Source organism: Leptospira chreensis, assembly GCF_016919165.1.
Lineage (GTDB): Bacteria > Spirochaetota > Leptospiria > Leptospirales > Leptospiraceae > Leptospira_A > Leptospira_A chreensis.
Genome location: NZ_JAFFPS010000023.1, coordinates 16179 through 39421, shown reverse-complemented (window position 1 = coordinate 39421; position 23243 = coordinate 16179). Strand labels below are relative to the sequence as shown.

The 23243-nt window shown below is 35.6% G+C and carries 27 protein-coding genes and 1 pseudogene; 13 read left to right on the top strand and 15 right to left on the bottom strand.

The window, feature by feature from the left end:
* Window positions 1–28: 28 nt before the first annotated feature.
* From JWG41_RS21130 to JWG41_RS06875, 3 genes are all read right to left on the bottom strand, one after another.
* Entirely contained in the window at window positions 29–151 is a 123-nt protein-coding gene (locus tag JWG41_RS21130) for a hypothetical protein (protein WP_269750426.1), read from the bottom strand.
* A 29-nt stretch (window positions 152–180) separates the two neighbouring features.
* Window positions 181–1017, bottom strand: coding sequence for an LBF_0142 family lipoprotein (locus tag JWG41_RS06880; protein WP_205269194.1), 837 nt, complete (start codon window positions 1015–1017; stop codon window positions 181–183).
* Between the two features lie 176 nt (window positions 1018–1193).
* Window positions 1194–1565 (bottom strand): phasin-related domain-containing protein, encoded by a 372-nt coding sequence (locus tag JWG41_RS06875; protein WP_205269193.1) that lies wholly within the window; start codon window positions 1563–1565, stop codon window positions 1194–1196.
* 247 nt (window positions 1566–1812) lie between these two features.
* Between JWG41_RS06875 and JWG41_RS06870 the strand changes: the two genes are divergently transcribed.
* Window positions 1813–2685, top strand: a complete 873-nt coding sequence (locus tag JWG41_RS06870) for a helix-turn-helix domain-containing protein (RefSeq protein ID WP_205269192.1) — start codon at window positions 1813–1815, stop codon at window positions 2683–2685.
* A gap of 71 nt (window positions 2686–2756) precedes the next feature.
* Window positions 2757–3206 carry a DoxX family protein gene (locus JWG41_RS06865; RefSeq protein ID WP_205269191.1) on the top strand — a complete coding sequence of 150 codons (450 nt, stop codon included), beginning with the start codon at window positions 2757–2759 and terminating at the stop codon, window positions 3204–3206.
* Between the two features lie 186 nt (window positions 3207–3392).
* Here the strand turns inward: JWG41_RS06865 and JWG41_RS06860 are convergent, their stop codons facing one another.
* A complete protein-coding gene (locus tag JWG41_RS06860) occupies window positions 3393–4685 on the bottom strand; it encodes a malic enzyme-like NAD(P)-binding protein (protein WP_205269190.1) in 1293 nt (430 codons plus the stop codon).
* 134 nt (window positions 4686–4819) lie between these two features.
* Between JWG41_RS06860 and JWG41_RS06855 the strand changes: the two genes are divergently transcribed.
* The 11 genes and pseudogenes from JWG41_RS06855 (at window position 4820) to JWG41_RS06805 (ending at window position 14231) form a co-directional block, all read left to right on the top strand.
* Window positions 4820–5536 carry an MIP/aquaporin family protein gene (locus tag JWG41_RS06855; RefSeq protein WP_205269189.1) on the top strand — a complete coding sequence of 239 codons (717 nt, stop codon included), beginning with the start codon at window positions 4820–4822 and terminating at the stop codon, window positions 5534–5536.
* A 91-nt stretch (window positions 5537–5627) separates the two neighbouring features.
* Window positions 5628–6839, top strand: a complete 1212-nt coding sequence (locus JWG41_RS06850) for a hypothetical protein (protein WP_205269188.1) — start codon at window positions 5628–5630, stop codon at window positions 6837–6839.
* A complete protein-coding gene (locus JWG41_RS06845; RefSeq protein WP_205269187.1) occupies window positions 6817–8676 on the top strand; it encodes a DEAD/DEAH box helicase in 1860 nt (619 codons plus the stop codon). The genes JWG41_RS06850 and JWG41_RS06845 overlap by 23 nt, the downstream gene beginning before the upstream one ends.
* 100 nt (window positions 8677–8776) lie before the next feature.
* Window positions 8777–9730 (top strand): protein NO VEIN domain-containing protein, encoded by a 954-nt coding sequence (locus tag JWG41_RS06840; RefSeq protein ID WP_205269186.1) that lies wholly within the window; start codon window positions 8777–8779, stop codon window positions 9728–9730.
* A 1-nt stretch (window position 9731) separates the two neighbouring features.
* Window positions 9732–10613, top strand: a complete 882-nt coding sequence (locus JWG41_RS06835) for a DNA-methyltransferase (protein WP_205269185.1) — start codon at window positions 9732–9734, stop codon at window positions 10611–10613.
* Between the two features lie 299 nt (window positions 10614–10912).
* Window positions 10913–11206 (top strand): annotated as a pseudogene (locus JWG41_RS06830) (PIN domain-containing protein); the annotation flags it as partial.
* Complete coding sequence (locus JWG41_RS06825) at window positions 11187–11681, top strand: RDD family protein (RefSeq protein WP_205269184.1); 495 nt, start codon at window positions 11187–11189, stop codon at window positions 11679–11681. The pseudogene JWG41_RS06830 and the gene JWG41_RS06825, both read left to right, overlap by 20 nt.
* Before the next feature lie 9 nt (window positions 11682–11690).
* Window positions 11691–12446, top strand: a complete 756-nt coding sequence (locus tag JWG41_RS06820; RefSeq protein WP_205269183.1) for a tetratricopeptide repeat protein — start codon at window positions 11691–11693, stop codon at window positions 12444–12446.
* Between the two features lie 108 nt (window positions 12447–12554).
* Window positions 12555–13142: a hypothetical protein gene (locus JWG41_RS06815; RefSeq protein WP_205269182.1), complete on the top strand. Its 588-nt coding sequence runs from the start codon at window positions 12555–12557 to the stop codon at window positions 13140–13142.
* A gap of 57 nt (window positions 13143–13199) precedes the next feature.
* Complete coding sequence (locus JWG41_RS06810; RefSeq protein ID WP_232373805.1) at window positions 13200–13649, top strand: hypothetical protein; 450 nt, start codon at window positions 13200–13202, stop codon at window positions 13647–13649.
* Window positions 13650–14231, top strand: a complete 582-nt coding sequence (locus JWG41_RS06805; protein WP_205269180.1) for a DJ-1/PfpI family protein — start codon at window positions 13650–13652, stop codon at window positions 14229–14231.
* A gap of 38 nt (window positions 14232–14269) precedes the next feature.
* On the opposite strand, the gene JWG41_RS06800 is transcribed toward JWG41_RS06805, so the two are convergent.
* The 11 genes from JWG41_RS06800 to JWG41_RS06750 all read right to left on the bottom strand — a co-directional run bounded on the left by JWG41_RS06800 (window position 14270) and on the right by JWG41_RS06750 (window position 23176).
* Window positions 14270–15124, bottom strand: coding sequence for an ATP-binding cassette domain-containing protein (locus tag JWG41_RS06800; RefSeq protein ID WP_205269179.1), 855 nt, complete (start codon window positions 15122–15124; stop codon window positions 14270–14272).
* Between the two features lie 17 nt (window positions 15125–15141).
* Entirely contained in the window at window positions 15142–15825 is a 684-nt protein-coding gene (modB, locus tag JWG41_RS06795) for a molybdate ABC transporter permease subunit (RefSeq protein WP_205269178.1), read from the bottom strand.
* A gap of 54 nt (window positions 15826–15879) precedes the next feature.
* On the bottom strand, window positions 15880–16686 hold the full coding sequence (modA, locus tag JWG41_RS06790) for a molybdate ABC transporter substrate-binding protein (RefSeq protein WP_205269177.1): 807 nt from the start codon (window positions 16684–16686) through the stop codon (window positions 15880–15882).
* Window positions 16687–16796: 110 nt separating this feature from the next.
* Window positions 16797–17207, bottom strand: coding sequence for a hypothetical protein (locus tag JWG41_RS06785; protein ID WP_232373803.1), 411 nt, complete (start codon window positions 17205–17207; stop codon window positions 16797–16799).
* A 27-nt stretch (window positions 17208–17234) separates the two neighbouring features.
* Window positions 17235–17957 (bottom strand): glycoside hydrolase family 25 protein, encoded by a 723-nt coding sequence (locus tag JWG41_RS06780; RefSeq protein ID WP_205269175.1) that lies wholly within the window; start codon window positions 17955–17957, stop codon window positions 17235–17237.
* Between the two features lie 252 nt (window positions 17958–18209).
* A complete protein-coding gene (locus tag JWG41_RS06775) occupies window positions 18210–18590 on the bottom strand; it encodes a VOC family protein (RefSeq protein ID WP_205269174.1) in 381 nt (126 codons plus the stop codon).
* A 78-nt stretch (window positions 18591–18668) separates the two neighbouring features.
* Complete coding sequence (locus JWG41_RS06770) at window positions 18669–19409, bottom strand: helix-turn-helix domain-containing protein (protein ID WP_205269173.1); 741 nt, start codon at window positions 19407–19409, stop codon at window positions 18669–18671.
* 588 nt (window positions 19410–19997) lie between these two features.
* Window positions 19998–20627, bottom strand: coding sequence for an LA_2478/LA_2722/LA_4182 family protein (locus tag JWG41_RS20910; protein WP_232373801.1), 630 nt, complete (start codon window positions 20625–20627; stop codon window positions 19998–20000).
* Window positions 20628–20639: 12 nt separating this feature from the next.
* Window positions 20640–21377, bottom strand: a complete 738-nt coding sequence (locus JWG41_RS06760; protein ID WP_205269172.1) for a flagellar motor protein MotB — start codon at window positions 21375–21377, stop codon at window positions 20640–20642.
* On the bottom strand, window positions 21374–22027 hold the full coding sequence (locus JWG41_RS06755) for an FFLEELY motif protein (protein WP_205269171.1): 654 nt from the start codon (window positions 22025–22027) through the stop codon (window positions 21374–21376). The genes JWG41_RS06760 and JWG41_RS06755 overlap by 4 nt, the downstream gene beginning before the upstream one ends.
* 6 nt (window positions 22028–22033) lie before the next feature.
* Complete coding sequence (locus JWG41_RS06750; RefSeq protein ID WP_205269170.1) at window positions 22034–23176, bottom strand: LIC13341 family surface-exposed protein; 1143 nt, start codon at window positions 23174–23176, stop codon at window positions 22034–22036.
* Window positions 23177–23243: the final 67 nt, after the last annotated feature.

The window sequence follows — 23243 nt, the reverse complement described above, 5'->3', positions numbered from 1 at the left end:
AACCACTGCTAACAAACTTTGGTAGTGGTTATTTAAACTTTTCAGTTTTCAAATTCACCCTTTCCATTCCTTTGATGGGGGCGAATCCACCACCGGAACGGTGGTGGACCGGGCTCTCCGCTACAATCTGCAAAGCAACATACTGTTGCATCGCAGGATTTCCGCTACGATCCCTTTCGCTTATTCCGGTAGTTCCAAAACCTTATCCTCTTCTTCCATAGGTTGTTTCGGAATTTCTATCTTTTCGATGCGGATCTCGTGAATGAAATCGGAATCACCAAACTTGTCTAAGATGCTAATCCTTCTTGGGTATTGTTTGTCGTTCCAAACTTCATAATACCCGTATTTTAAAACACCTTTGTAAAAACTAAAAAGTTCGCGGTAAGTGAACTCCATCCATTCCAAAGCACCGCTTGTTTTTTCAAAGTAACCAACATATTGGTCCGTATCGGGAGTGGCATTGGTTTGTACGGATGTAAAGTACACGACTTCAAAATCTTGACCTAATTGTTGGACAGGTCCCGCATACTGAATGATGGGAAACTCAGTCAGTCGCCAAGGCAGTGTTAAATACAACCGAAGAGATTCTAAATATACACGAACTTCATCATCGCCAGTAAAAACCTTTCCGGTGTCAGCGGCAATTTGGTAGGCATCTTTTTTGACAAGACCAAGGATCAGACCTTTTTTTTCACCACCGAGAAATTCCACTTCCATCGCATCTTTTTCAAAATCCAAATACACACGAAGTCTTTGTTCTGATTCTTTGATAGGAGTGAAAAAACGAAAAAACTTAGAATGCCAAACATCCTTTAATACAAACTGGATTTGTTTGTATTCTTTCCAATTGCCTGGTGTGAGTTCCTTTACAGGAGGACTTGTAATCACAGACAATCCTTTCTTCTTTAAGTCTGGATTCAAACCTACATTTTGTAAGGTGGGAGGACGTAGGTCAGCCAGAGAACAAGAGATACAAAATAAAGAAATAAAAATGAATGAAACATAGGAGCGAAACATTGATTCCAGAATGAGTCAAAAAGAAAGGTCTGTCAATAGGGAAAGTAAATCGAGGGAGAATTGAGGTTAGTAAGAATTAGAAGTTCGAATGTTTTAAATGAGGATTGTAAGAAAGGAATAATGGATAAAGAAAAGAGAAAAGGTCGGGATTCCGACCTCCTCTTCTTTAAAGAAACTTATGCTTTTGCAGCACCTGTTTTTTTGATAGATTCCGCAACTTCATTGATTTTTGCTTTTACGGATTCGATTTTTCCTTCAGGCATTTTTGCTTTGATTTCTTCTGCAATTTTGTTGTAGTTTTCTACGATTTTAGAACGAGTTTCATCGTAGTTTTTTCCAGCAACACTAGAGAATTCTTTAATGTCTGTTAGGATTTTGTCAACGGATTGGCGAATCTTTACAGAGTCTTCCGTGTTATCCAAAGCACCTTTGGATACTAATTCATTATAAGTTGTTTCCAACTCAGTTTTCGCTTTTCCAAGACCTTCTTTTCCTGATTGGAAAAGTCCGATACCTGCGTTAAGAATGTCCATGATTTGTTTTTCCATAATTTAGCTCCTGGTTTTCACCTATTTGTGCAATGCACAACACAGTTATGTGCATTGCACAAAATCTATCAAGAACTTTTTTATCCTGTTTTTTGTATTTTTTCAGATTTTTTTTACGTAGTCGGTTCCGGGGTTCGTTTCCATAAAAAGATTTCCAGGGGAAACCACCTCCGGCCGGATTTGGGAATATGCTAATTTACGGGTTTGGATCGGAAAATACAACTTTCAGAAAATAGGAAATGGGTCCATGCACACAGAAATAAAAAACATTCCTATGATCCACCTAACAGAGATTCAAAAAGATAAGGCCCATCCTTATTTTTATGTAGGTAGGCTCGAAGAATTGCCAGATGATTTCCAAACCTTTGCCAGTTCCCATAGACATTCTTATTATGCTTTGTTTTACTTCACCGAAGGAAAAGGAACTCACTCCATTGACTTCCAATCCCATACGATTGAAGAGAATACTCTTTTCTTCTTGAGGCCAGGCCAAGTGCATTCCTGGACTTTTTCTAAACCGGTGAAAGGTTATGCTTTGAAGATTTATCCAGACTATCTCTCGGAACAGGGAGGATCGGTCTCGAGTTTTCAAAACTATCCTTTCTTTCAATTGGGAAATCCAAACTGTAAGTTGACCATCCACGACTCAAAACAATTAAGAAATGATTTTGAAAGATTACTCACTGAAACAAATTCCCAAACCAATCCTTCGATGGTATTTCTTTTAATCCAATTGGTCTTACAACAATCCTTAAATGAATTTCAGACCACCTATCCGGAAACATCTAAAGTGGATTCTAAGTTATGGGATTTTTTTAGTTTATTAGAACAGAATTTCAAAGATCAAAAAACAACTTCTTATTATGCAAAAGAAATGGGAATCTCCACTGGAAGTTTGAATCAATTATGCCAAAACGAGTATGGAAAATCGGCAAAATCCGTGATCCAAGAAAGATTGGTTTTAGAAATCAAACGACTCTTACTCCATTCCGATTTGAATATCAATCAAATTGCTTTGACTTTAGGATTTGTTGACAATTCCTATTTTAGTAAATTTTTCAAATCGCATACCGCAAACTCACCAGAAAACTTTCGGCTTCTCAAACGAAAACTACCATAAAAATCCAATTCTCTCCATTTACCAAAGTCCGGTTTTTCTGTAAGATAAAACCAGAATTTTAGGAGAATGGAATGTTAGAAAAATTATTCTACACAGAAGCCAGTTGGCTTCTTACTTTATTGCGACTCGTTTTAGGTTTAGTGATCCTTCCCCACGGATTACAAAAGTTATTCGGAATGTTTGGCGGATACGGGTATTCGGCCACTTTGGATTTTTTTAAATCAGAAGGGATTCCTTATGTGGTGGGATTTTTAGTCATCATCGCCGAATCTTTCGGAGCCCTTGGTTTAATTTTTGGACTCTTCACAAGGATCTCTTCTTTGGGGATTGGGATTACCATGATCGGAGCTGCCATTTACGTAAGAAAAAACGGATTTTTTATGAATTGGTTCAACCAACAACCAGGAGAAGGATTTGAATACCATCTCCTCGCCATAGGAATGGCAGTGATTTTAATGATTGCCGGCGGTGGCCAACTAGCAGTGGATAGCTGGATCTCTAGTAAAATCCAATCCAACTGAATGCAATAGATTCCAATTAAAATGAATTGAGTTGAAACAAAACAAATGGGAATTCAATGAAAGGGAAAGGAAATTTAGCAAAACACAGCCAAAATCAGAACCAGACCTAGTTTGAATACAAAATCAAAATACAACCTTCCCCTCGCAAGAGAACGGATTGTTGTACTTTGATGGGTTAAGTTGGATTTAGATTTCTAAAACGCTGATAGGTTCTTGTTGTTGGGCCATGATCGATTCCAAAAACTTGATATAAGCTTCGCGTCCCGGATACTCTACTTGGTTCACACCTGTTTTGACAGCAGCTTCTGCCACTGCGGGTGCCACATGGTAAAGAACACGTGAATCTAAAGGTTTGGGAATGATGTAATCGGCACCAAATCGGATTTCTAATTCATTATACGCTTCGTTCACTTCTGTAGGAACAGGAAGTTTTGTGAGTTCACTTAAGGCATAAGCGGCAGCTAACTTCATCTCCATGTTCACTACCTTCGCACGAACATCGAGTGCCCCGCGAAAGATAAATGGAAATCCAAGTACGTTATTCACTTGGTTAGGATAATCGCTGCGACCTGTTGCCATAATGAGATCTGGTCTTGCAAGTTTAGCATCCGGATAAGGAATTTCTGGATCGGGATTGGCAAGAGCAAACATAATGGGTTTTTCAGCCATTGTCTTTACCATAGCTTCTGTCACCACATTGGCAACAGAGACTCCAATAAAAAGGTCAGTTCCTGGAAAGATATCTTCTAGAGTTTCCGCATCTGTTTTGCGAATGAATGGTAACTTAGATTCATGTAAGTTTGTTCGTTTGTGATTGATCACACCGCGAGAATCCAACATATAAATGGATTCATGTTTGACACCAATATGTGTTAACATCTCTGCAATGGAAATCGCAGCAGCGCCTGCTCCATTGATGACCACTTTTAAGTTACCAGCTTTTTTACCAGTAAGTTCTAATGAATTGAGTAGTGCAGCAGTAGAGATGATTGCTGTTCCATGTTGGTCATCATGAAATACAGGAATCTTCATACTTTGATCTAAAGTTTTTTCAATATGAAAACATTCCGGAGCCCGGATGTCTTCCAAGTTGATCCCACCAAACGTTGGTTCGAGGGCCTTTACGATAGTGATAAATTTTTCAGGATCTGTTTCATTAATTTCGATATCAAACACATCGATGCCGGCAAATTTTTTGAATAAAACTGCCTTTCCTTCCATCACTGGTTTTCCCGCGGAAGCTCCAATATTGCCAAGACCCAAAATAGCAGTTCCATTGGTGATGATTCCGACTAAGTTTCCTCGATTTGTGTATTCATAAACGAGATCAGGTTGTTTTTCGATTTCGAGGCAAGGGTAAGCGACGCCCGGTGAGTAGGCCAAGGACAGGTCGTAACTGTTCTCCGTTGGTTTTGTCGGAACTACTTTGGTTTTTCCTTTCGGAAACCTAGAGTGATACTCAAGCGCGCTATTTTTCATGGTCTATTTTCCCACGATTTATGATTCAACGGAAAATCCTAGAATAAATTGGAGGAAAGCCCGTTCAAAAAGGGTTGATGGAAGTCCTATGTCCCTTTAGATAAAGTCCTTACGAAATGCCAAAGGGGGCAAATTTGGAACTGATTGGTGAATTTTTTGGAACGGCTGTTCTTATTTATTTAGGTGATGGTGTGGTTGCGGGTGTTTTATTAGAAAAGTCGAAGGCAAAAGATGCGGGTTGGATCACAATCACTACTGCTTGGGCTCTCGCTGTTTGTTTTGGCGTTCTTGTCGCTAAAGCCTTGGGAAGTCCTGGAGCTCACTTAAATCCGGCGGTCACACTCTCTGTATGTATCCAATCCGGCGATTTTTCCAATTTCCTCCCTTACAGCCTCGCACAAATCGGTGGTGCCGCCCTCGGAGCCGCACTCGTTTATTTGCATTACCTTCCCCATTGGAAAGAAACCAAAGATTCTGGAAAGATTCTAGCGGTCTTCTCTACAGAACCGGCGATCAAAAACACGGTCTCCAATGTGATCAGTGAGGGACTCGGAACCTTTATTCTGATTTTAGGAATCCACGCCATCTTCTCTCCGCTGAATGGTGGTGCCGAAGGAATCGCTGGAGCCGGATTTGTGGGACTCCTTGTCTGGGCCATTGGCTTTTCTCTCGGAGGAACCACAGGTTATGCGATCAATCCCGCACGCGACTTAGGTCCAAGGATCATTCATTCTATTTTACCGATTCCTAATAAAGGAAAGTCGAATTGGAAATATGCCTGGCTCCCCGTGGTGGCTCCGTTAGTGGGTGCAGGGATTGCTGCGGTGGTGATCAGGTGGGGGATAGGATAACGATAGTTTGATTGCAATCATTTGAGGGAAAGGGGGGAATGGTGATGTATATTCAAATTCTTTATCTCATATTAAAAAAGAAGAGGTTTTTATGAGTCTTAAAAGTAGAAGAGCAGATCAGATAGAAGCTTATATTAAAGAGCACGATTGCCAAAAGGGTAAACAGAAGCTACTAATTGGAGGTAAAGTGGAAATTATCGATTCTTTCTTACTACCAACCGATCTTCTACAATACAATATTCATAATAGACGTTTCAATCTGGAAATAAGTGAATACGTAAAAAAATTAGGACGAAAATTAAATCCTGAAGATAAAGAAGATATAAATATAATTAAAGAATTTTTACTTCAGGACGAATTAGAGGCTAAGAAATTAAAAGAAGATTTACAAAAAGTTGGAGAACAAATCGAAGTTGGCGCAATAACATTTGATGGAATCATCATTAATGGGAATAGAAGAATGGCAACCATTCAATTACTTGACACAGAACAACCAACAGGTAAATGGAAATTCTTGTGGGTAGTCCGTTTACCTAAAGACATCTCAGCAAAAGACCTTTGGCGAATAGAAGCAGGCTTACAATTATCAAAAGAAAAAATTGCAGACTACGGCCCTATAAATAATCTTCTTATGATTGCAGAAGGTGAAAAAGCAGGTTTAACACATGCTGAAATTGCAGCGTCAATGTATGGTTGGTCAGAAAAACAAGTCCGCCTTGACCTAGATCGATTAAAACTTATTGAAAATTTTTTATCATACTTCAAACAACCTAAAAACTATGGAGTAATAAAAAGTTTTCAATTACATGAACATTTTATAGATCTTCAAAAGGGTCTTGTTGAGAAAAAACAAGATTTAGGTTTAACTACTAAATCTTTAGCTAATAAATTAGAAATAGCGTTTATGTATTTAGCCACTCGAATAACAAATCCATCAGAAATGACTTTCACTCATAATGATGTAAGAAATCTTTGTAAGATTTTAGTCGATACTGAAGCTGAGATCGCCTTATTAGATGAAATTCCAAATTCCTATTCCAATAAACCAGAAATAATAAATAAACTAATCGACAATTTTGATAATGCTTCTGATGTAAAAAAGAACAAAGAAAGTAAAGAAAAGCCGTCCAAACTTATTGAAAAATCTATTACAGCCTTAAATGGGATTGATCGAACCACAGCTCATTATAAAACAGATAGAGATGTTAAGATCAAAATAGGAAATTTGCATAAACTTGTATTAGAAATGATTACTGAATTAGGACTTGAGTCATTCAAAGATGATAAAAATAAAAATAGATAATCAACATCTAATTATCTTTGATCCAAATAAAGAATTAATCAATTGGAAAAATCAAACCTTCTTCAGTCTTTTAGGTTTCGATATTAACGAAGATGATGGAAGTTTAACTAATAGTCAAACAGATTTATTTCCTTCTCATTTAAATGAAATATCAGATTTCCTCACTGAGGCTAAACTTGAATTTGAAACCGATAATAATGTATTTGAGATAATTTCAAATATCGAAAAGGAAAATCAAAATTTTCTGGATGCATTAAAGTCCACAAATATTTCGCCTCAAATTAATCACGATGAAAAATTTAAAAGAAATTTAAAAGATTATCAAATGAAAGGCCTGCTTCATTTAATTAAAGTTAAACATGGAGCCAATTTTTCCGTTCCCGGCAGTGGGAAAACGACAGTTGTTTATGCATATTACAACTTTCTCAAGAGTCAAAAGATTGTAGAAAAAATTTTCGTAATTGGACCGTTTAGTAGTTTTTTTCCTTGGGAATTTGAATCTAAACAATGCTTTGGGAACAATTTATCAACCGTTAGACTAGTCGGTCCAGAACGAAAATACTATTACTCTGATATTTCAAATTATGAATTAATACTTTGTCATTACCAAACAGTAGCAAATGACTTAAAAGAAATTATTCTATTTTGCAAAAGATTTAAAGTTTTGCTTGTGATAGATGAATCTCATTATATTAAGCGACTTAGTGGTGGATCATGGGCAAATTCAATGCTTTCTCTCTCACCTTTTGCAACTAGACGTGTAATATTATCTGGAACCCCAATGCCAAATGGATATAAGGACTTATGGTCTCAAATGACATTTCTTTGGCCAAATAAGAAAATCCTTGGAGAAAAAATTGCTTATAAAAAAAGATGCGAAAATCCTAAACTTCTGGATGAAATAGCTGAAGATATCCGTCCCTTTTTTTATCGAGTAAAAAAAAGTGACTTAGGCCTTCCGAAGCAAAAATTCAACAGAATAATGTGTCATTTAAACCCATTACAGTCTCAAATTTATCAAGCTATGTCCATGCGTATACTTTCAGAACTCGACATTGACTTCGAAGAGAAGAAAAAAATAAAGAATTGGCGAAAAGCAAAAATAATTAGATTACTCCAGACAGCCTCTAATCCAACATTATTGAATAAATTTTCAGATGAATTTGCTATCCCACCTTTAAGTTCAGATGGAACTAGCCTCGTGACCTTAATTGAAAAATATTCCAGTTATGAAACTCCTTCGAAAATTGAAAAATGCATAGAGCTTTCAGAAAAACTATTAAAAGAAAATAAAAAAATAATAATCTGGACCACATTTATACATAATATTAAAATGCTCGAAGTGATGCTTCGCAACCATAATGTTTATTCAATATATGGAGAAGTTCCGAAAGATCCAGGAGAAGATATTGACTATAATCGAGAGAAAATTATTGAAAATTTTAAGTCGATCAAATCTCCAGCAATACTAATTGCAAATCCTGGAGCCTGCGCAGAATCAATTTCGCTTCATATGATTTGTCATGATGCTATATACTTAGACCGTTCATTTAACTGCGGACATTATATTCAGTCTTTAGATAGGATCCATAGAATTGGTTTAGATCTTAACGATAAAATTACATACCATATTCTTATTTCAAAAGATACTATTGACGAAACAATTGATAATAGACTAGAAGAGAAAAATAATGAAATGAATCGAGTTTTAGAATCTGAAATTCCAATTGGATATTTAGATTACTTCGATGTGGATCAGAAAATTTTAGACATGGAAGATGAAATCGATTTTAATTTAACAGTTAGTCAACTGAGAAAAATAAACAACGTTATATAGGTATTACAAAGTGCTTCTTCCAGACGTAGTTGATTTTAAACCTATAAATAAACTCTTGATTTCGTTAAGTAGACTTTCCACTTCTACTGGGAATTGCCTTTTGAGTTCACTTATCGAACATTGTCAATCAATTTCTATTGGATGGATTGTTGATTATGAGGAAATAATTTTATATTGTCAAAATGGACGCTTATTAACTATTATTGATAATATTGTATCTTTAACAAATTTAGGCCAGCAATTTGTATATGCGAATAAAGAAGAATATTTGGAGCTTACAAACGAACAAAAAAATATTATCGTAGAACAAATAGTATTTAATGGTAGCTGGGAACATGAATCTCGAATATTTTTTTCAAGTTTTAAAGTAAATTTAAATCTAGGTACGTACGAACTCTCCTTCGAGGAGAATCCTCTTCAAGCTAGGTTCAATAAAATATTGAAAGTATTTATTTTTTTAGAAATAGTAGAAATAAATCAATTTTATGTTAGAGTATTTCCCAAATTTTCTCTAACTATTTCTAACCTTATTTCTAGAGATAAAACGATAACTGAAGAAGAATTGGAAAATATACTTTCAGAAAAAAAAAGATTAGGTTCTGCGGCAGAGAACGCAGTTGTTGAATTTGAAAAAAATAGATTATTAAACCTTGGAAAAAAATTGCAAGCAGAACTTGTAAGAAAAATTAGCTCTCTAAATGTTGCTGAAGGTTATGATATAGAATCATTTAATGGAAATTCAGAAAATATTATCCCAGATAGATTTATAGAGGTTAAGGCAACAAAAAGCGATAAATTTCGTTTTTATTGGAGTGTAAACGAAATGAAAGTTGCAACTCAAAAAAGAGATTCATATTTTTTATACTTAATAAAAAATTTTAACGAAAATAAAATTAGTGTAATTTCACCTTTGATACTTCAGAACCCAATTAATATTTTTGAAAAGTTTCCTGAAGTCAAAATCGAAGCGACTACTTTCCTGGTAGAAAATATCGATAAAATACCAATGTATAAATTCATGAATGATCAATTTCAATGGTATCAAATTTCTTAATATGCCGAAAAACAATATAAATCAAATATATTCTGGTGACTGTAATTATGTTTTAAATGATTCAAAATTAATAGATGCTAAATCAGTAGATCTAATAATTACATCGCCTCCCTATGCAGATAAACGAAAAAATTCATACGGAGGAATACACCCAGATAAATATATTGAATGGTTTTTACCTATTGCTAAAAATTTACACCGAGTATTAAAGGATGATGGTTCTTTTATTCTAAATATAAAGGAACATCCAAAAAACGGAGAGAGAGCGACATATGTAATTGAATTAATTCTTGAATTAAGAAAACAGGGTTGGTTTTGGATTGAAGAATATTGTTGGTACAAAAAAAACTCATTTCCCGGAAAGTGGCCAAACCGATTTCGAGATTCTTGGGAAAGATGTTTTCATTTGACTAAAAGCAAGAAATTCAAAATGTATCAAGATGAAGTAAAAGTTCCGATCGGAGAATGGGCTCAAAAAAGATTTAAATCGATGAGCGAAAAAGATTTCATTCGAAATATTTCAAAAAATAATGATCATATGGGCAGAAACGTTTCAAATTGGTTAAATAAAAAAAAAGTTTTTCCTCATAATGTTCTCGTCTTCGAAGAAGAACATCGCCTTTATCAAAGTAATCTAATTGAGATGGCAACAGCTCAATCTTACCAAAATCATAGTGCTATTTTTCCAGTCGAACTTCCTACTTGGTTTATAAGGCTTTTCTCAAAGAGAAATGATCTGATATTAGATCCTTTTATCGGAACCGGAACAACTGCGGTCGCTGCCTTGCTACATGGCAGAAATTTTATTGGTATTGAAAAGCAAAAAGAATACATTAAGGAAGCTAAAAAAAATATTAAAGAATTAGCAGATTTTACTCTGTAGTTATTTGTCTAAATATAAAAATGTTTCTATAAACATAAGAAATAACTATACTGAAAGGTTCGAAACACTTTGGGAGAGCAAAGTTAATGCAGCATTGGACCACAACTCATCGAAAAAATTTAGGAATTCCGTAATTCTTAATAAAATTCTTCAATCTTATTTACTACTTCTTTCTGAAACTCCAAGGAAAATTAAATACTAGCTCTAGTCATCTCCCTAGAACTAATGCAACTCTACATTAAAAATAAATTAGAAATTTATATATCAGAATACCTGACTCCAGCAGCAGAAGAAGATGTTCATTACCTTTGGCTGAACTTGAATTTGGGGTCGAGAATAGCGAACATAAAGAGAAAAATCGACTTTCTCAAATTGAATTCCTGACAATTTTTGAAATTATTCCAATTGAGCAAAAAGATACAAAAGCTTTCGGAATCGTAAAAGCTGATTTTAAAAAAACGGGAAAACTCATTGGATCCATCGATGCGTTATTAGCGACCCAAGCGATTTCAAGAAATCGAATCTTTGTTACAAACAATACAAAGGAATTTGAAAGAATTAAAAACTTAAAAATTGAAGACTGGACGCAATAATTTGGTGACCGCAGAATCAAACCACATTCAACTTGTTACACTAGGACTCAAACCAATGACCACCTCCCCAAACCCAACGAACGATCTTGTTTCCGCAGTTGCCTCCATGAGCGACCGTTACATGGCGATGATTTATGATGCGATATTCTTCCTTTTGATTATTTTTATTTCTGCAAAACTCATTTTATTTTTCAATGCAGATGGTAGGTTTGCTCAGTATGTTTTCTTTGTTTTCCTATTTTTATACGATCCATTGTGTGTGACTTTATTTCGAGCCACACCGGGACACTACCTCAAAGGATTAAGAGTGGTTTCCAGTGATGCTAAAAATTTGAATTTCTTTAAAAGTTTAGTTCGCTATATTGCCAAAATCACTTTAGGGGTATTGTCTCTCGTCACCATCTTAGGTGCTAAAAAACAGGCAATTCATGATAAACTAACATCATCCTATGTGGTCTACAAAAGGAAATTGTAGAATTTCATTATGTTCAAACAAAATCTGATCACCACTTCTATCTTTTTACTTTGTATTTCCTTGTATGCGGAAGATAACAAACCAACTCTCGATTGCACAAATACGATTCGACCTAGTTTTCCAGCAAAAAGAGTGGTAATGGCGCATCTCGATACAAATCAAAAAGTGGGCAATCGCGTGGAAGCGGGACAAGTTGCAGGAACCATGACGCCATACCCGGAAATTGTTTCGAAAACATTTGAAAGGCAATATAGAAAGGCTGAGCAACTTTATGCAGAAAAGAAATTCAATGAAGCAGCCTCCGTTCTTGAACCAACGATTCAAGTTGAAAAGAACAATCCTTTTTTATGGAACCTATATGCTAGAGCTCTTTATGCAGCCAATCGGAAAAAGGAAAGTTTACCTGCCTACCAAACTCTCCTTTCCATTATTGATGCTGGTGAATCATTCAATGAGGACGGCTCTCCCGACTTAGTAGTTTTAGATTCTTGGTTTTTGGAGGCATATTGGAAAATTAGTACTTTATATCTCGATAATGAAGACTTTGCAAAATCCATCTTCTACAATCGAAAAATGCTCGATATAGTCACTTTTGCGAATACATATTACGATCCAGATAAAATGCTATATAATGTTTCCGCATTGAGTTATCTCGCGGAAGCTTATTATTTTTTAAAAAATAAAGAAGCAAACCAGTATTATGTGTGTGAAACGTTAAAAATCGACAGAGAAAATAAATACGTTTTTCAGTTTTTATTGCTTTAAATTTTTTGGACAAAGTTTAAATACTTGTTACCGTAGCGATTTTGGACTTCACCAAGTCCTCTTCGTTAGGTGAATTGTAGAAAAATTCCAAAACATCTTAAAGAAACAATGAAAAATACCCTCAAACTACTCACCATATTAGCTTTTCCTATTATCACGATTTTTGCTACAGAATCAACAAGTCCAGATACTTTCAGAGGCATCGATTTCTCTACCACGGAAGCACAGAAGGTTAAAGGAATGTCGATTACCATTCCCAAAATGGCAAAACGTTCTGATTCCATCCATATGAAAGATAAGTTTCCCATTGCTTTCTTCAAAGCAGATTGCATGGAGGAAAAGGAATGTTTTTCGTTATTAATTTCCATATCGGTCATTCCCGAATCTTTAAAATCATATGACACTTTAGTTGAAGATTCAAAAGCCAGTGATTTTGGAGATACGCCTTACGAAGTCAATAAATGGGTAGAACTTCTCACATTTAAAACCGACAAAACCAAAATTTTAATGGGTCCTGGCGAATTACTCGGCACGAAAATCAACACGTTCTATTACACAAAAGAAACAAAAGAAACTTACAAAGTTTCAATCAATCTAATCTATCATCCCAAATTTCCGGAAGAAGAATGGAAAGACATCCTTATGCATTGCTTTCTAATTTTGGAAAGTATCAACATTGAATCTAAATTAAAATAAAAGTCATAGTAATCGAATCCTAAAGAGAAGTAATATATGAATATATATGAAATCAAAATGAATCAAGTCATCGGTGAACATAAAAACCTCTTTGGCAAATCGGCATTTGTAACCATACCTTTTGAAAATAATCAAAAATCGCAAAAGAACATTCGTCTCTTCAATTGGTTTAAAACAACTAAAAACAAAAAAATAGATTTCTATGATCGGTTTGGGGATATTGAAGAAGAAAATGTATTAGATAAATACATAATCGATAATGGAGATGACCAAATTTTTGCACCGGAACTACGCGAAGGAGTAATTCCTTTTGCTTTCATCATCGATGACTGGGCCACAGGTAACGACTTCCAAGTAGAAGGTATTTTAATGATCGATCTTCGAGAATCAAAACATTCAGTTCTCATAGCCGAAGTTGATGGTACAATTGATGGACAAACGCCATTTCAAATCGTCAGTTTTGATTCATTAAATATCACATCTGGTAAAATCAAAGTCGATGAATAAATGAAAAAAGTATTACTCTTACTTGCCAAAGGATTCGAATCTTTTGAAGCCAGTGTCTTCATTGATGTCATCGGATGGAACTTTGTAGATGGAGACAAAACAACAAAGCTTTACTCCTGTGGGTTCACTAAAGAAGTTTCAGGTTCATTTGGTGTTAGATTCAATGTGGATTATATATTAAGCGAAGTGAAAGTCAATGATTTTGACGCTTTGGCGATTCCTGGCGGATTTGAAGAATACGGTTTCTATGAAGAAGCCTATCATCCAGAATTTCTAGAGTTGATTCGGCATTTTGACCGACAAGGTAAAATCATTGCTTCCATTTGTGTTGGAGCATTGCCAATTGCCAAGTCAGGTGTTCTAAACCATCGAATGGCCACCACATACAATCATAAAAATCAAATTAGGCAAAAACAACTCCAAGAATTGGGTGCAAAGGTCCAAAATTCTCCCATTGTTGTAGATAAAAACATTATCACTAGTTGGAGTCCGGCTACAGCAATCAATGTAGCATTACTTCTGTTAGAAATGCTCACTTCAGAAGAAAACGCCAATCATATCAAAGAAATTATGGGATTTTAATCTCATAATTTTCAAAATGAAATTTTTAATTTTCAAATTTAAATCTTATCATTCAAAATCGATAATTTTGTTCGAACCATATCACCTAACTTGAAAATATGAGATTTGTCTTTTGGCTCCACAACAACCAATGGGTTGGGAAACCATAGTGCCGCCTGGTTAGTGGCTGGGTCGATACGAATCACTTCCCCTTCCAGAGAATTAGGTTTTCCTTTGGGATTAAAAATTTCAATGGGATGACCGCTCGATACAATTTGACCTTCAGAAACCATAAACAGTTTTTGTGATAGTTTGATTACCTCAGGAATTTCATGGCTAATGAGAAGGATGGTCATTGCAAATCGATTTTTTAAAGAAAGGATCACGGAATACAATTGGTTTCTGATCCTTTGGTCTAACGAAGAGAATGGTTCGTCCAAAAAAAGAAACTTTGGTTTTTGCACAAGAGCTCGCACCAAGGCGATTCGTTGTTTTTGTCCTCCAGACAATCCTTCTATTCTTTTCTCTAAAAGATCTTCGATTTCAGCAATTGCGATCAGTTCATTTAAAAATAGTTTGTCTTCATTTCCTTTACGAAAGGCGAACTCTAGATTTTGACGAACATTCATGTTTGCCAGTAAGGAAGAATCTTGGAATAAAAAACCAAGAGACCTCGACGCAATGGGAAGATTGATTTTTTTTTGGGAATCAAACCAAATCTGACCATCCACAGTGATGTTACCAACATCGGGGGTCATTAATCCCGATAACATTTTCAAAAGAGTCGTTTTTCCTGCGCCTGATTCTCCAAATAGTGAACTAATCTGATGTAAGGGAATTTCGCATTGATAGTTTAATTTGATTGGTTTTGTAATGTGAGAGAGAAATGTTTTTTGAATATTAATTTTTATCATTCTAAACTCTATAGAATTCAATTTTTCTCTGCGAACACCATCGACACACTTCGTTTGTAACGAAAGAGTATCAAAAGAACAATCATAGAAATGGCAACTAACAACGATGCATATATATGTGCAGAATGATAATTCATTGCTTCCACTTCTTCCAGAATGGCGATCGAAGCTACTTTAGTTTTACCAGGGATACTTCCACCAATCATTAAAACCACTCCAAACTCACCAATCGTATGAGCAAAAGTTAAAATCATACCTGCAAGGATGGCTGGTTTACAATTCGGTAAAATCACTCGGAATAAAATTTCTAACTTAGATTTTCCAAGGACCATTGCGGTTTCTATATGAGCTTTCGGAATGGAAGAGAAACCTACTTGTAATGCCTGTAACATAAAAGGCAAACTGAATAGAATGGATCCAATGAGGATTCCCAAAAAACTAAACGCAATCCGAAAGTGAAAAACATCTTCGATCCATCCTCCAAACCAATGATTCGGACTAAATACGATAAGAAGATAAAAACCAAGTACCGTTGGTGGTAAAACAAGTGGTAAGTTGAGTATGGCTTCCACGATAAAACGGTAACGAAAAGAAGAAAAGGTAAGCCAATAACCAATGGGTATTGTGAGTAGAGTTAAAACAATGGTTGTGAGAATGGCAAGCTCAAGAGTCAACCAGATAGGATCAAAGTTGAGTATCATACAAAAAAATTCCTGGGCAAGAATATCCTATTTATGATACCCACCAAATGACTGTTATTTTTCTGGAATCTTATATCCATACTTCAATAGAATTGATTTTGCCTCAGCCGAAAAAAGATACTCAAATAACTTGTTGATGGCTATTTTTTGTTCCTCGGACCTAGCTTCTTTGGGTTGTATGACAATCACTCCTTGGTGAATTGTTGAATAGGTTTTTGGATCCACTTGTAGCGAGAAGCGAAAGGTGTCTTCATTTCCATATAGGGTAGAAAATGAAGTAAATCCAACATCTGCCGATCCAGTGGAAATGAATTGATTTACTTGGGTGATACTTTCTCCAAATACAAACTTATGTTTTAACTTTTCGTACAAACCCAACGATTCTAAAGTTTCCACTGCTGCTTTTCCATAAGGAGCCGTCCTTGGATTTGCGATTGCGATGAATTTAATATTTTCACTTAAGAGGAGTTCAGAAATGGATTTTGTTTTTTCGATTTCTTTTTGTGAAAGGAGAACTAACACTCCCACTGCATATACCTTTGGTGGGTTTAAACTATATCCATCATTATAAAGAGCCGATGGAAAATCCATATCAGCAGAAAGGAATAAATCCACTGGTGCACCATTTTGTATTTGGTTGGTGAGTTGACCCGAAGCACCAAAAATAATTTTTATCTTGGTTTCCGGATTTTGTTTTAGAAAAGACAACCGAATCTCTTCCATTGGATTTTTAAAATTTGCAGCCACTGCCACAACAATTTCTGTCTCAACTTTTAGAGTTTTGATTGGTGCGAGGCTTTCGGCAAAATTTCCGAATGTAAAGAGTAAGGAAAATAAAAGAGTCATTTTGATGTTTTTCATAACCGGTCGATCCTTATCCAGAAATTAGAAAATGCTCGGAATCATGCGATTCTTTTTTGGGTTGTAAGAATTCAGAATGTTGGATATAGAATGAGCGAAACAAAATAAATTCAATGAATCGATACAGAGTCCCGAATCGTATGATATCGGAAAAGAGGTTTTGCAGTTAGAAATACAAAACAGCCAAAAGGGAGTTGAGTGATCAAACCCCAAAGGATACTTTTAGTGCCAGTATTGAGAGTGTACAATCCGTACGATAGATTAATGAAAATATCAAAAATCATAATGATGACAGCAAGTAAAATGGCATATCGGTATCGAAAGAAAAATAAGAATATAATAAGGGGATCGAGAACAAGTAAAGCCGTCCAAAATAAATTCAGAACAAACGGTGCAAACGAATAACCAAGAAAACCAAAGTTTATGACATCAACCGTATGAGAGATAGTTCCAACGGTAAATCCAACAAAGTAGATTGTGATGATGGAAATATTTTTCCTATTCAAATTTTCTTTATTCAAAGAGATTTTTTCCATGCTTACGATTGTCTACCTTACGTTATTCAATTTTGTTATACTTTCCAAATTTCCATTTAAAACATTTAAATCCACAGGACCCTGAATTCCATCCATTCTTGCAGTACTTTTGTATTGCCAAATCATCCAATCTAAAGAGGAAAAAGTATTGGGATGTATAAAAATATTTCTAATCCAAATGGGGTGATGAAAGAACTGGTCACCAAGATATTTTTCAATGAATTCATTCGTTAGATAAAGTATTGTTTTTGAATTATAGTAAGTATCAACTCTATCTAAGAAAATAGAAATTTCCTTCTGCACATTTTCCACATTCGGCCTATCTTTGCAATTTCCAACGAATTCAAGATCAACAACAGGAGGTAAAGAATCTATTTCTTTAGGAACTGTTTGGATGAAATTTTCTGCTTGTTCAGCACCAGATTTACAAAGTGTAAAAAAATGATAAGCACCAACTTTGAATCCTTCTTTTTTAGCCTCCTTCCAGTTAAAAAGAAAAGATTTATCTTTAAAATCGCCACCTTCTGTTGATTTGATATAAACAAAGGAAATTTCCTTTTTCGAAACCAAATTCCATTCAATTTTTCCTTGATGATTGGAAACATCGATCCCTCGAATCGGATATTTTTCTTCAGAAGGATAAACAAACCATACCAAACCTAAATCCAAAGCCTTATATAAAGTAAAAACAACAATCAAAGCCAATATGGTAACAATCGTAATTTTTTTAATCATAATCTATTTTATTGCCTTTATCTATAATAGTTGTTATTTGATAATCCACTAATCATGTACAATTCCTAAACTACTTTTACGAATCAATAAATAATATTTTCACGATTTGTTAAATTAAATCTAGGACTATCTTTTATTTAATTTGTATTACGATGGATTCTAAGTTTGATTTTCTATATGTTATGTCCAGGTCGTTGTTTCCAGACCCAAACATAATGTTTACCAATTTGTTTTTGCATAAAAACCGGAAGGTTATTTCATCGAACTAAGACCAAATAAATTCCCTTCAGAATCTTCGCAGATTGTCACAAAACCAAATTCTCCAATTGAAAACTTTGATCTCACAATTTTACCACCAGCAGAAACAACTTTTGATTCCTCTACAGAGCAATCTTCCACATTAAAATACACCATTGTGCCACCGACTCCAGGACTCGAATGTTCCGACTTTACCAAGGCCCCTGCAGCACCATATAACGTCATTTCTGCGGGAAAACTCATCATTTTTGTTTCCCCAGTTGGATCCCCCATTTTCTCCAGTTTTTGACTAAATACTTTCTCATAAAACGCGCTAGCCCGATCTATATCATTTACATAGATGTCAAACCATCCAATTGCATTCATTGTACCCATAAATATTTCTCCTTAAATTGTTATTCCTAACATCTTGAAGAAACTATAGCAGTTTGGATTTAATCCGTATTGTATATATCAGACATTGAAACTTTTGAAATATTCTGCCGGAGTGTAGCCCGTGATCTTGCGAAAGGAGTGAATGAAATGAGACTGGTCGGCGTATGACTCCAGATAATGTCCTCTGAAAGATTGTTGCAAACGTAACACCTTAAGAAAGTCATGCGGCGAAAATCCCGTTGTTTTTTTCAGAGTTCGTTGCAATTGGCGAGGAGACAAATTTGCCGAGGCTGCCATATCGGTCACCGTATCAATGACTTCGATATCAGCTAGTATCCTTGCAGTTACTGGATTGTTTACAACTAAGTTTTCTTTCATCAGCTGACGCACCAAATCTGATAAAACTAGCTGCCCTGCAAAGAAATCCAACTGAGTCAGCTTAGCTGCTGTTTCCACGAGCGGTAAGTTTCCTTTATAGGGAGTGTCTACAAACCCATAAACAATTTCATCACGATTTCCCTGCCACATGCCGGGTAGAAACTGAATGCCAACATAGTGAAACGATTTTCCGAGATTTAGTAATACATAGGTAGTTTGTCTTGCTGTGATCGCTGCTATTTTCGGATCACGCATATTGAATAAAATATTGATACAAGCATCAGGTAAGACGTGAAGACAAAAATCGTCATCCAAAACTACTTCAGTCTTCAGTTCCCAAAAGTTATGCACCAGTCCAACCAAATCGCTCGGAGGTTTCGCCTCACTATATTGTACGGATTGTACTGTTTTTTTAATGCCATCTTTAATTGGGTTATACATAAAATTTATCTTTCAAAATTAGTTTTTTAAATTTTTAGTAAACTCGGAATTATGTTTAGTAAAGTTATTTAAATCGTACAGGGCTAATTTTAAATTTTGTCCAGATAGCAGAAAGGCCGAAAGTTTAAATTCTTTATTCGGATAAGAAGAAACTCCAGGAGATAGAACATAAGTTGTACAATTGAAAACGAAGAATGCTAATATGAATATAAATACTTGATTCATAAAACGTTAACTTCCCCTGGATGAAAGACTACAGCATTTAAATATATTTAATAGAACAAAAATTAGCGCGGACAATATACGTATTGCAATTATTGCCCTGAATTTTTATGGAACGGGTTATATACGTATCACGTTTATAACCCAAAATTACCCCTAGAGGTCAATATGCGCATTACGTATATTAACCAATAACTTCGTGGGTAATATACGAATTGCGTTTATTGCCCACACCTCTGTCGCTTAACCACACTTTTATCAACGATTGTAAGCGAAATTCGTATACTCAATCGAAACAGTACATTTCATCCCGCAGGGTAAAAAAATACTCTATCTCCCTACTCCCGAAACGATTTTGACTAAAAATTATTTTCCGTTTTGAACCTTTTGAAAGGCTACACAAGAAGGGACTGTTTCGATCTTTCCTTCTTTTAAATCCTCACAGCTAAACTTTAACACTTGTGAATGACATTCCTTATACGCAGTTTGTATAACAAAAGGATCTGCCCCAATCAGTTTGTAAGCGTTACTTTCACGAAATCGTTTTTGACATTGCGCTTCATCTAATCTTCCTTCGGTAAATTTCTTCAAGTTCTCAGGGATAGATTTCCATTCTTTGTCTGCACAATCTCTATACTTTGCACAAATTTCCGCTGTTAAACTTAAAGATTCATTTTGCCATTCCAAGTTCTGAATGCCTTTGTCTTTTTTACAAGATACAATAGAAACGAATACAAGTGCAGATAGAAAGATAGAAGTTCCCTGTTTCAAATTTATAACTGCAGGGAAACGTAAATTTTGACTGTTAACCGCAATTCGTTTAAAAACCGAAATTTCGCGGGTAATAATTGAAGTGCGTTTATTCCACAGATAGTGCGTAATAATTGAATCACGCATATTCGTGGCTGCCACTCTAAGTGGCTGTAAACCATGCTTGTGAATCGCATCACGTTTATTTCGTCGAAAGATCGAATTAATTATGTTTTGAAAGTTCATATGTTCCTTTGTTTATTTTGGATTCTCTAATGTTTCTTTTTTGCGAATGAGGATTTCAATTCGTTCTTCTTTGGCTTTTTTTTCAGGAGTGTCTGATTCTTTTGCTTTTTGAAAGACCGCATAACCTTGGACAGAAACTTGTTCTTTGGGAATGCCGTATTCATTAACCAATTTTTCAGCCAGTAACGAAGCTCTATGGGAATGGTAGTCCCAGGAATTTTGAAATTTCGATTTATCAATTTGTGATTCATACGGAATTTGCACACGGACCACTATATCAATGTCCATCCCTTTGGATAAAACTGCTAATTGTTCAAAAGCAAATTTTAGATCGGGATCTGCTTTTAAAATATCATCCGATGCCAAATCGGAACCAGCGAATGTCAGCTTGAGTTCTTCCGTTTCAGCAAGACCTAACTTTAACTTTGCTTTTTCTCGAAGTGCTTTCAAAGCAAAACCAATTCGTTCCCAAAGCCGAAATACTTGTGTCTTTGGTTCCATGGTGTCATCTTCTAAAATTCCCGAACCGCCTTCCAAAATGGCTCCCACCGAACTGACATTTAATCCAAAGCCACGTTTAATATCTTTTGCTACTTCTGTTAGGCGGTTAGCATCAACCTTACTGATAGCATAGAGTATAATAAAAAGTCCCAAAAGTAGAGTGATCATATCGGCATATGTCAATAACCAACGATCATGAGCTTCTATATGTTCTTCTTCTTTAGATACAAATCTGGAACGTCTTCTCATGTTTCCCCTTTGAGGGTTGGGAAGGCTTTATATAAAAACTCCCATTCCTTTTCCTTTACGATCGCATAAAACTCGTTAAATAAATCTTGGCCAACAGGTAATGTAGCATAATACCCTTGTTCCACTTTTTTAAACAAAGGATACACTCCGAGTAAACGAGACATCATCGCCGCAGGTTTGATAATATATGCACTCACCGGCTTGTGTGCCAACTCATAGAATTTTTTAAGATTGAAGAGTACAACTTCTAATTGTTTTTTCCGAATCTCTCTTTCATCCAATTCAGAAAAAAGTGCAAAATATTCCTCTTGGTCCATCTCCTTTCCGGGTTGCCAGCCTTTTGAAATAAGAAGTTTTGCCATCCTAATGTCCAATTCATCAGTGATGGTATTGAGTTCCATCAAACGTTCGACACTTTCTCTAGTGCCTTCCTTCATCATATTTTTGACTTTATCATAAGTGGTGAAAGCCAATGTTTCCCATTCTTCCTTTCCATCTAAATTATAAACAGTTTCAAAGAAGAATTTTGCCATCTCGATGGTTTCCTTTCGGTGGAAAAAATCATAATAATAAAGATGAAACCGGTCCACCTGGACACGAACAATCTCTCTTCTTGCAAGTGCGACTTCTTCCGACAGTTGGTGTTTCATTGCTGATTAGTTTGTCGGTGCTCCCAAAATATAAGAAGGAAATCCTTGTTGGTCGCGTTCAAAAGGCACTACTGAAAATTGATTCGGAATCGATACGATCTCATGATAAAATTTATAAGTGGAACGAAATAAAATCTTTGGTGTCACCGATTCTTTTGGTGTATAAAAAAACTTAACACCATAACGAAAGTTATTGGCCCAACCTTCTTTCGTTACTTCTAATAAAGGATACTCTGCAGGAATTTTTTTGTTTGAGACAACATTATAAACAATATCTCCTTTTTTATACAAACGAACTCCTTGGGTTTCTCCTGCCAAGCGAACACTTCCTGCTTCTGGAAAAGACAAAGAAAGATAAGTCAAACTAACATAGTTTCCACGATTCTTTAATTGTAAAGTCACCGATGATTCTTTACCAATTTCAAATTTTGGATCCACTTCCAAAGATACAAAAGCAGGAACTGGTTGCATCGGAAGATTTGCAATCATCTCCCAACCGTTAAATACAAATTCTTGAGAATAGTTTGGATTCGTTGGAAATATACGAAATGATTTGTCCTTAGCGTTGTATTCAAAATCTACTCGTTTGCTTCGTTTTAGCTCTTCGTGTTCTTTGAGTTGGAACCCGTCCCAAATTTTTTTGCCTTTACGGTACCCCATCGGAACAGAAAACAAACCTAATGGTGGTTCTTCGGAAAGAACTTCAATAAATACAGAATTGAAATTGTCCCCAGGAAGTTCTGCAACCACAATCCGCTGCAAACAATCACCAGCAAAAGTTACTTTTTCCTTTCCCGGTGCTGATCCCGGAACCCACGATTTGAGTTTGGAATCATAAAATATAGCCCCTAAGTTCTGCAGAAAGTATTCCAATTTCCAAAGAAAGGTCCAACTCGAACCTTCTTTTCGAAAAGCAGCAAGAACCTCGCTTGTCCCCGATTGGAACAAAACCAAAGTTTCCATTTCAGGAGTTTCATCCAAATTGATCTGCTTTTGGCCTAAAACCCGAACCGGTTGTCCCGCATCCTTACCGTAAATGGCCGCCCGAATTTCCGCATCGGAAGGGAGTTCCTTTTGAGAGCAGGATACAAACGAAACAAGGGCGAAAAGTAAAGTCACTGTAATTCGAAACAGAATGGATAATTTCATAGGAATTCTTTCATTCCATCAGACCAAAACTCCAATTCAACCTTTTTTGCTTTTCCTTCCTAACTCT

Excerpts from the sequence above, each read along its gene's own strand:
- JWG41_RS20910 (WP_232373801.1), bottom strand. The coding sequence starts at position 20,627 with ATGAACTTTCAAAACATAATTAATTCGATCTTTCGACGAAATAAACGT.
- JWG41_RS06780 (WP_205269175.1), bottom strand. The coding sequence starts at position 17,957 with ATGATTAAAAAAATTACGATTGTTACCATATTGGCTTTGATTGTTGTT.
- JWG41_RS06815 (WP_205269182.1), top strand. The coding sequence starts at position 12,555 with ATGAAAAATACCCTCAAACTACTCACCATATTAGCTTTTCCTATTATC.
- JWG41_RS06880 (WP_205269194.1), bottom strand. The coding sequence starts at position 1,017 with ATGTTTCGCTCCTATGTTTCATTCATTTTTATTTCTTTATTTTGTATC.
- JWG41_RS06775 (WP_205269174.1), bottom strand. The coding sequence starts at position 18,590 with ATGGGTACAATGAATGCAATTGGATGGTTTGACATCTATGTAAATGAT.
- modB (WP_205269178.1), bottom strand. The coding sequence starts at position 15,825 with ATGATACTCAACTTTGATCCTATCTGGTTGACTCTTGAGCTTGCCATT.
- JWG41_RS06870 (WP_205269192.1), top strand. The coding sequence starts at position 1,813 with ATGCACACAGAAATAAAAAACATTCCTATGATCCACCTAACAGAGATT.
- JWG41_RS06875 (WP_205269193.1), bottom strand. The coding sequence starts at position 1,565 with ATGGAAAAACAAATCATGGACATTCTTAACGCAGGTATCGGACTTTTC.
- JWG41_RS06860 (WP_205269190.1), bottom strand. The coding sequence starts at position 4,685 with ATGAAAAATAGCGCGCTTGAGTATCACTCTAGGTTTCCGAAAGGAAAA.
- modA (WP_205269177.1), bottom strand. The coding sequence starts at position 16,686 with ATGAAAAACATCAAAATGACTCTTTTATTTTCCTTACTCTTTACATTC.
- JWG41_RS21130 (WP_269750426.1), bottom strand. The coding sequence starts at position 151 with ATGCAACAGTATGTTGCTTTGCAGATTGTAGCGGAGAGCCCGGTCCAC.
- JWG41_RS06770 (WP_205269173.1), bottom strand. The coding sequence starts at position 19,409 with ATGTATAACCCAATTAAAGATGGCATTAAAAAAACAGTACAATCCGTA.
- JWG41_RS06750 (WP_205269170.1), bottom strand. The coding sequence starts at position 23,176 with ATGAAATTATCCATTCTGTTTCGAATTACAGTGACTTTACTTTTCGCC.
- JWG41_RS06820 (WP_205269183.1), top strand. The coding sequence starts at position 11,691 with ATGTTCAAACAAAATCTGATCACCACTTCTATCTTTTTACTTTGTATT.
- JWG41_RS06760 (WP_205269172.1), bottom strand. The coding sequence starts at position 21,377 with ATGAGAAGACGTTCCAGATTTGTATCTAAAGAAGAAGAACATATAGAA.
- JWG41_RS06810 (WP_232373805.1), top strand. The coding sequence starts at position 13,200 with ATGAATCAAGTCATCGGTGAACATAAAAACCTCTTTGGCAAATCGGCA.
- JWG41_RS06845 (WP_205269187.1), top strand. The coding sequence starts at position 6,817 with ATGATAAAAATAAAAATAGATAATCAACATCTAATTATCTTTGATCCA.
- JWG41_RS06865 (WP_205269191.1), top strand. The coding sequence starts at position 2,757 with ATGTTAGAAAAATTATTCTACACAGAAGCCAGTTGGCTTCTTACTTTA.
- JWG41_RS06755 (WP_205269171.1), bottom strand. The coding sequence starts at position 22,027 with ATGAAACACCAACTGTCGGAAGAAGTCGCACTTGCAAGAAGAGAGATT.
- JWG41_RS06835 (WP_205269185.1), top strand. The coding sequence starts at position 9,732 with ATGCCGAAAAACAATATAAATCAAATATATTCTGGTGACTGTAATTAT.
- JWG41_RS06805 (WP_205269180.1), top strand. The coding sequence starts at position 13,650 with ATGAAAAAAGTATTACTCTTACTTGCCAAAGGATTCGAATCTTTTGAA.
- JWG41_RS06850 (WP_205269188.1), top strand. The coding sequence starts at position 5,628 with ATGAGTCTTAAAAGTAGAAGAGCAGATCAGATAGAAGCTTATATTAAA.
- JWG41_RS06800 (WP_205269179.1), bottom strand. The coding sequence starts at position 15,124 with ATGATAAAAATTAATATTCAAAAAACATTTCTCTCTCACATTACAAAA.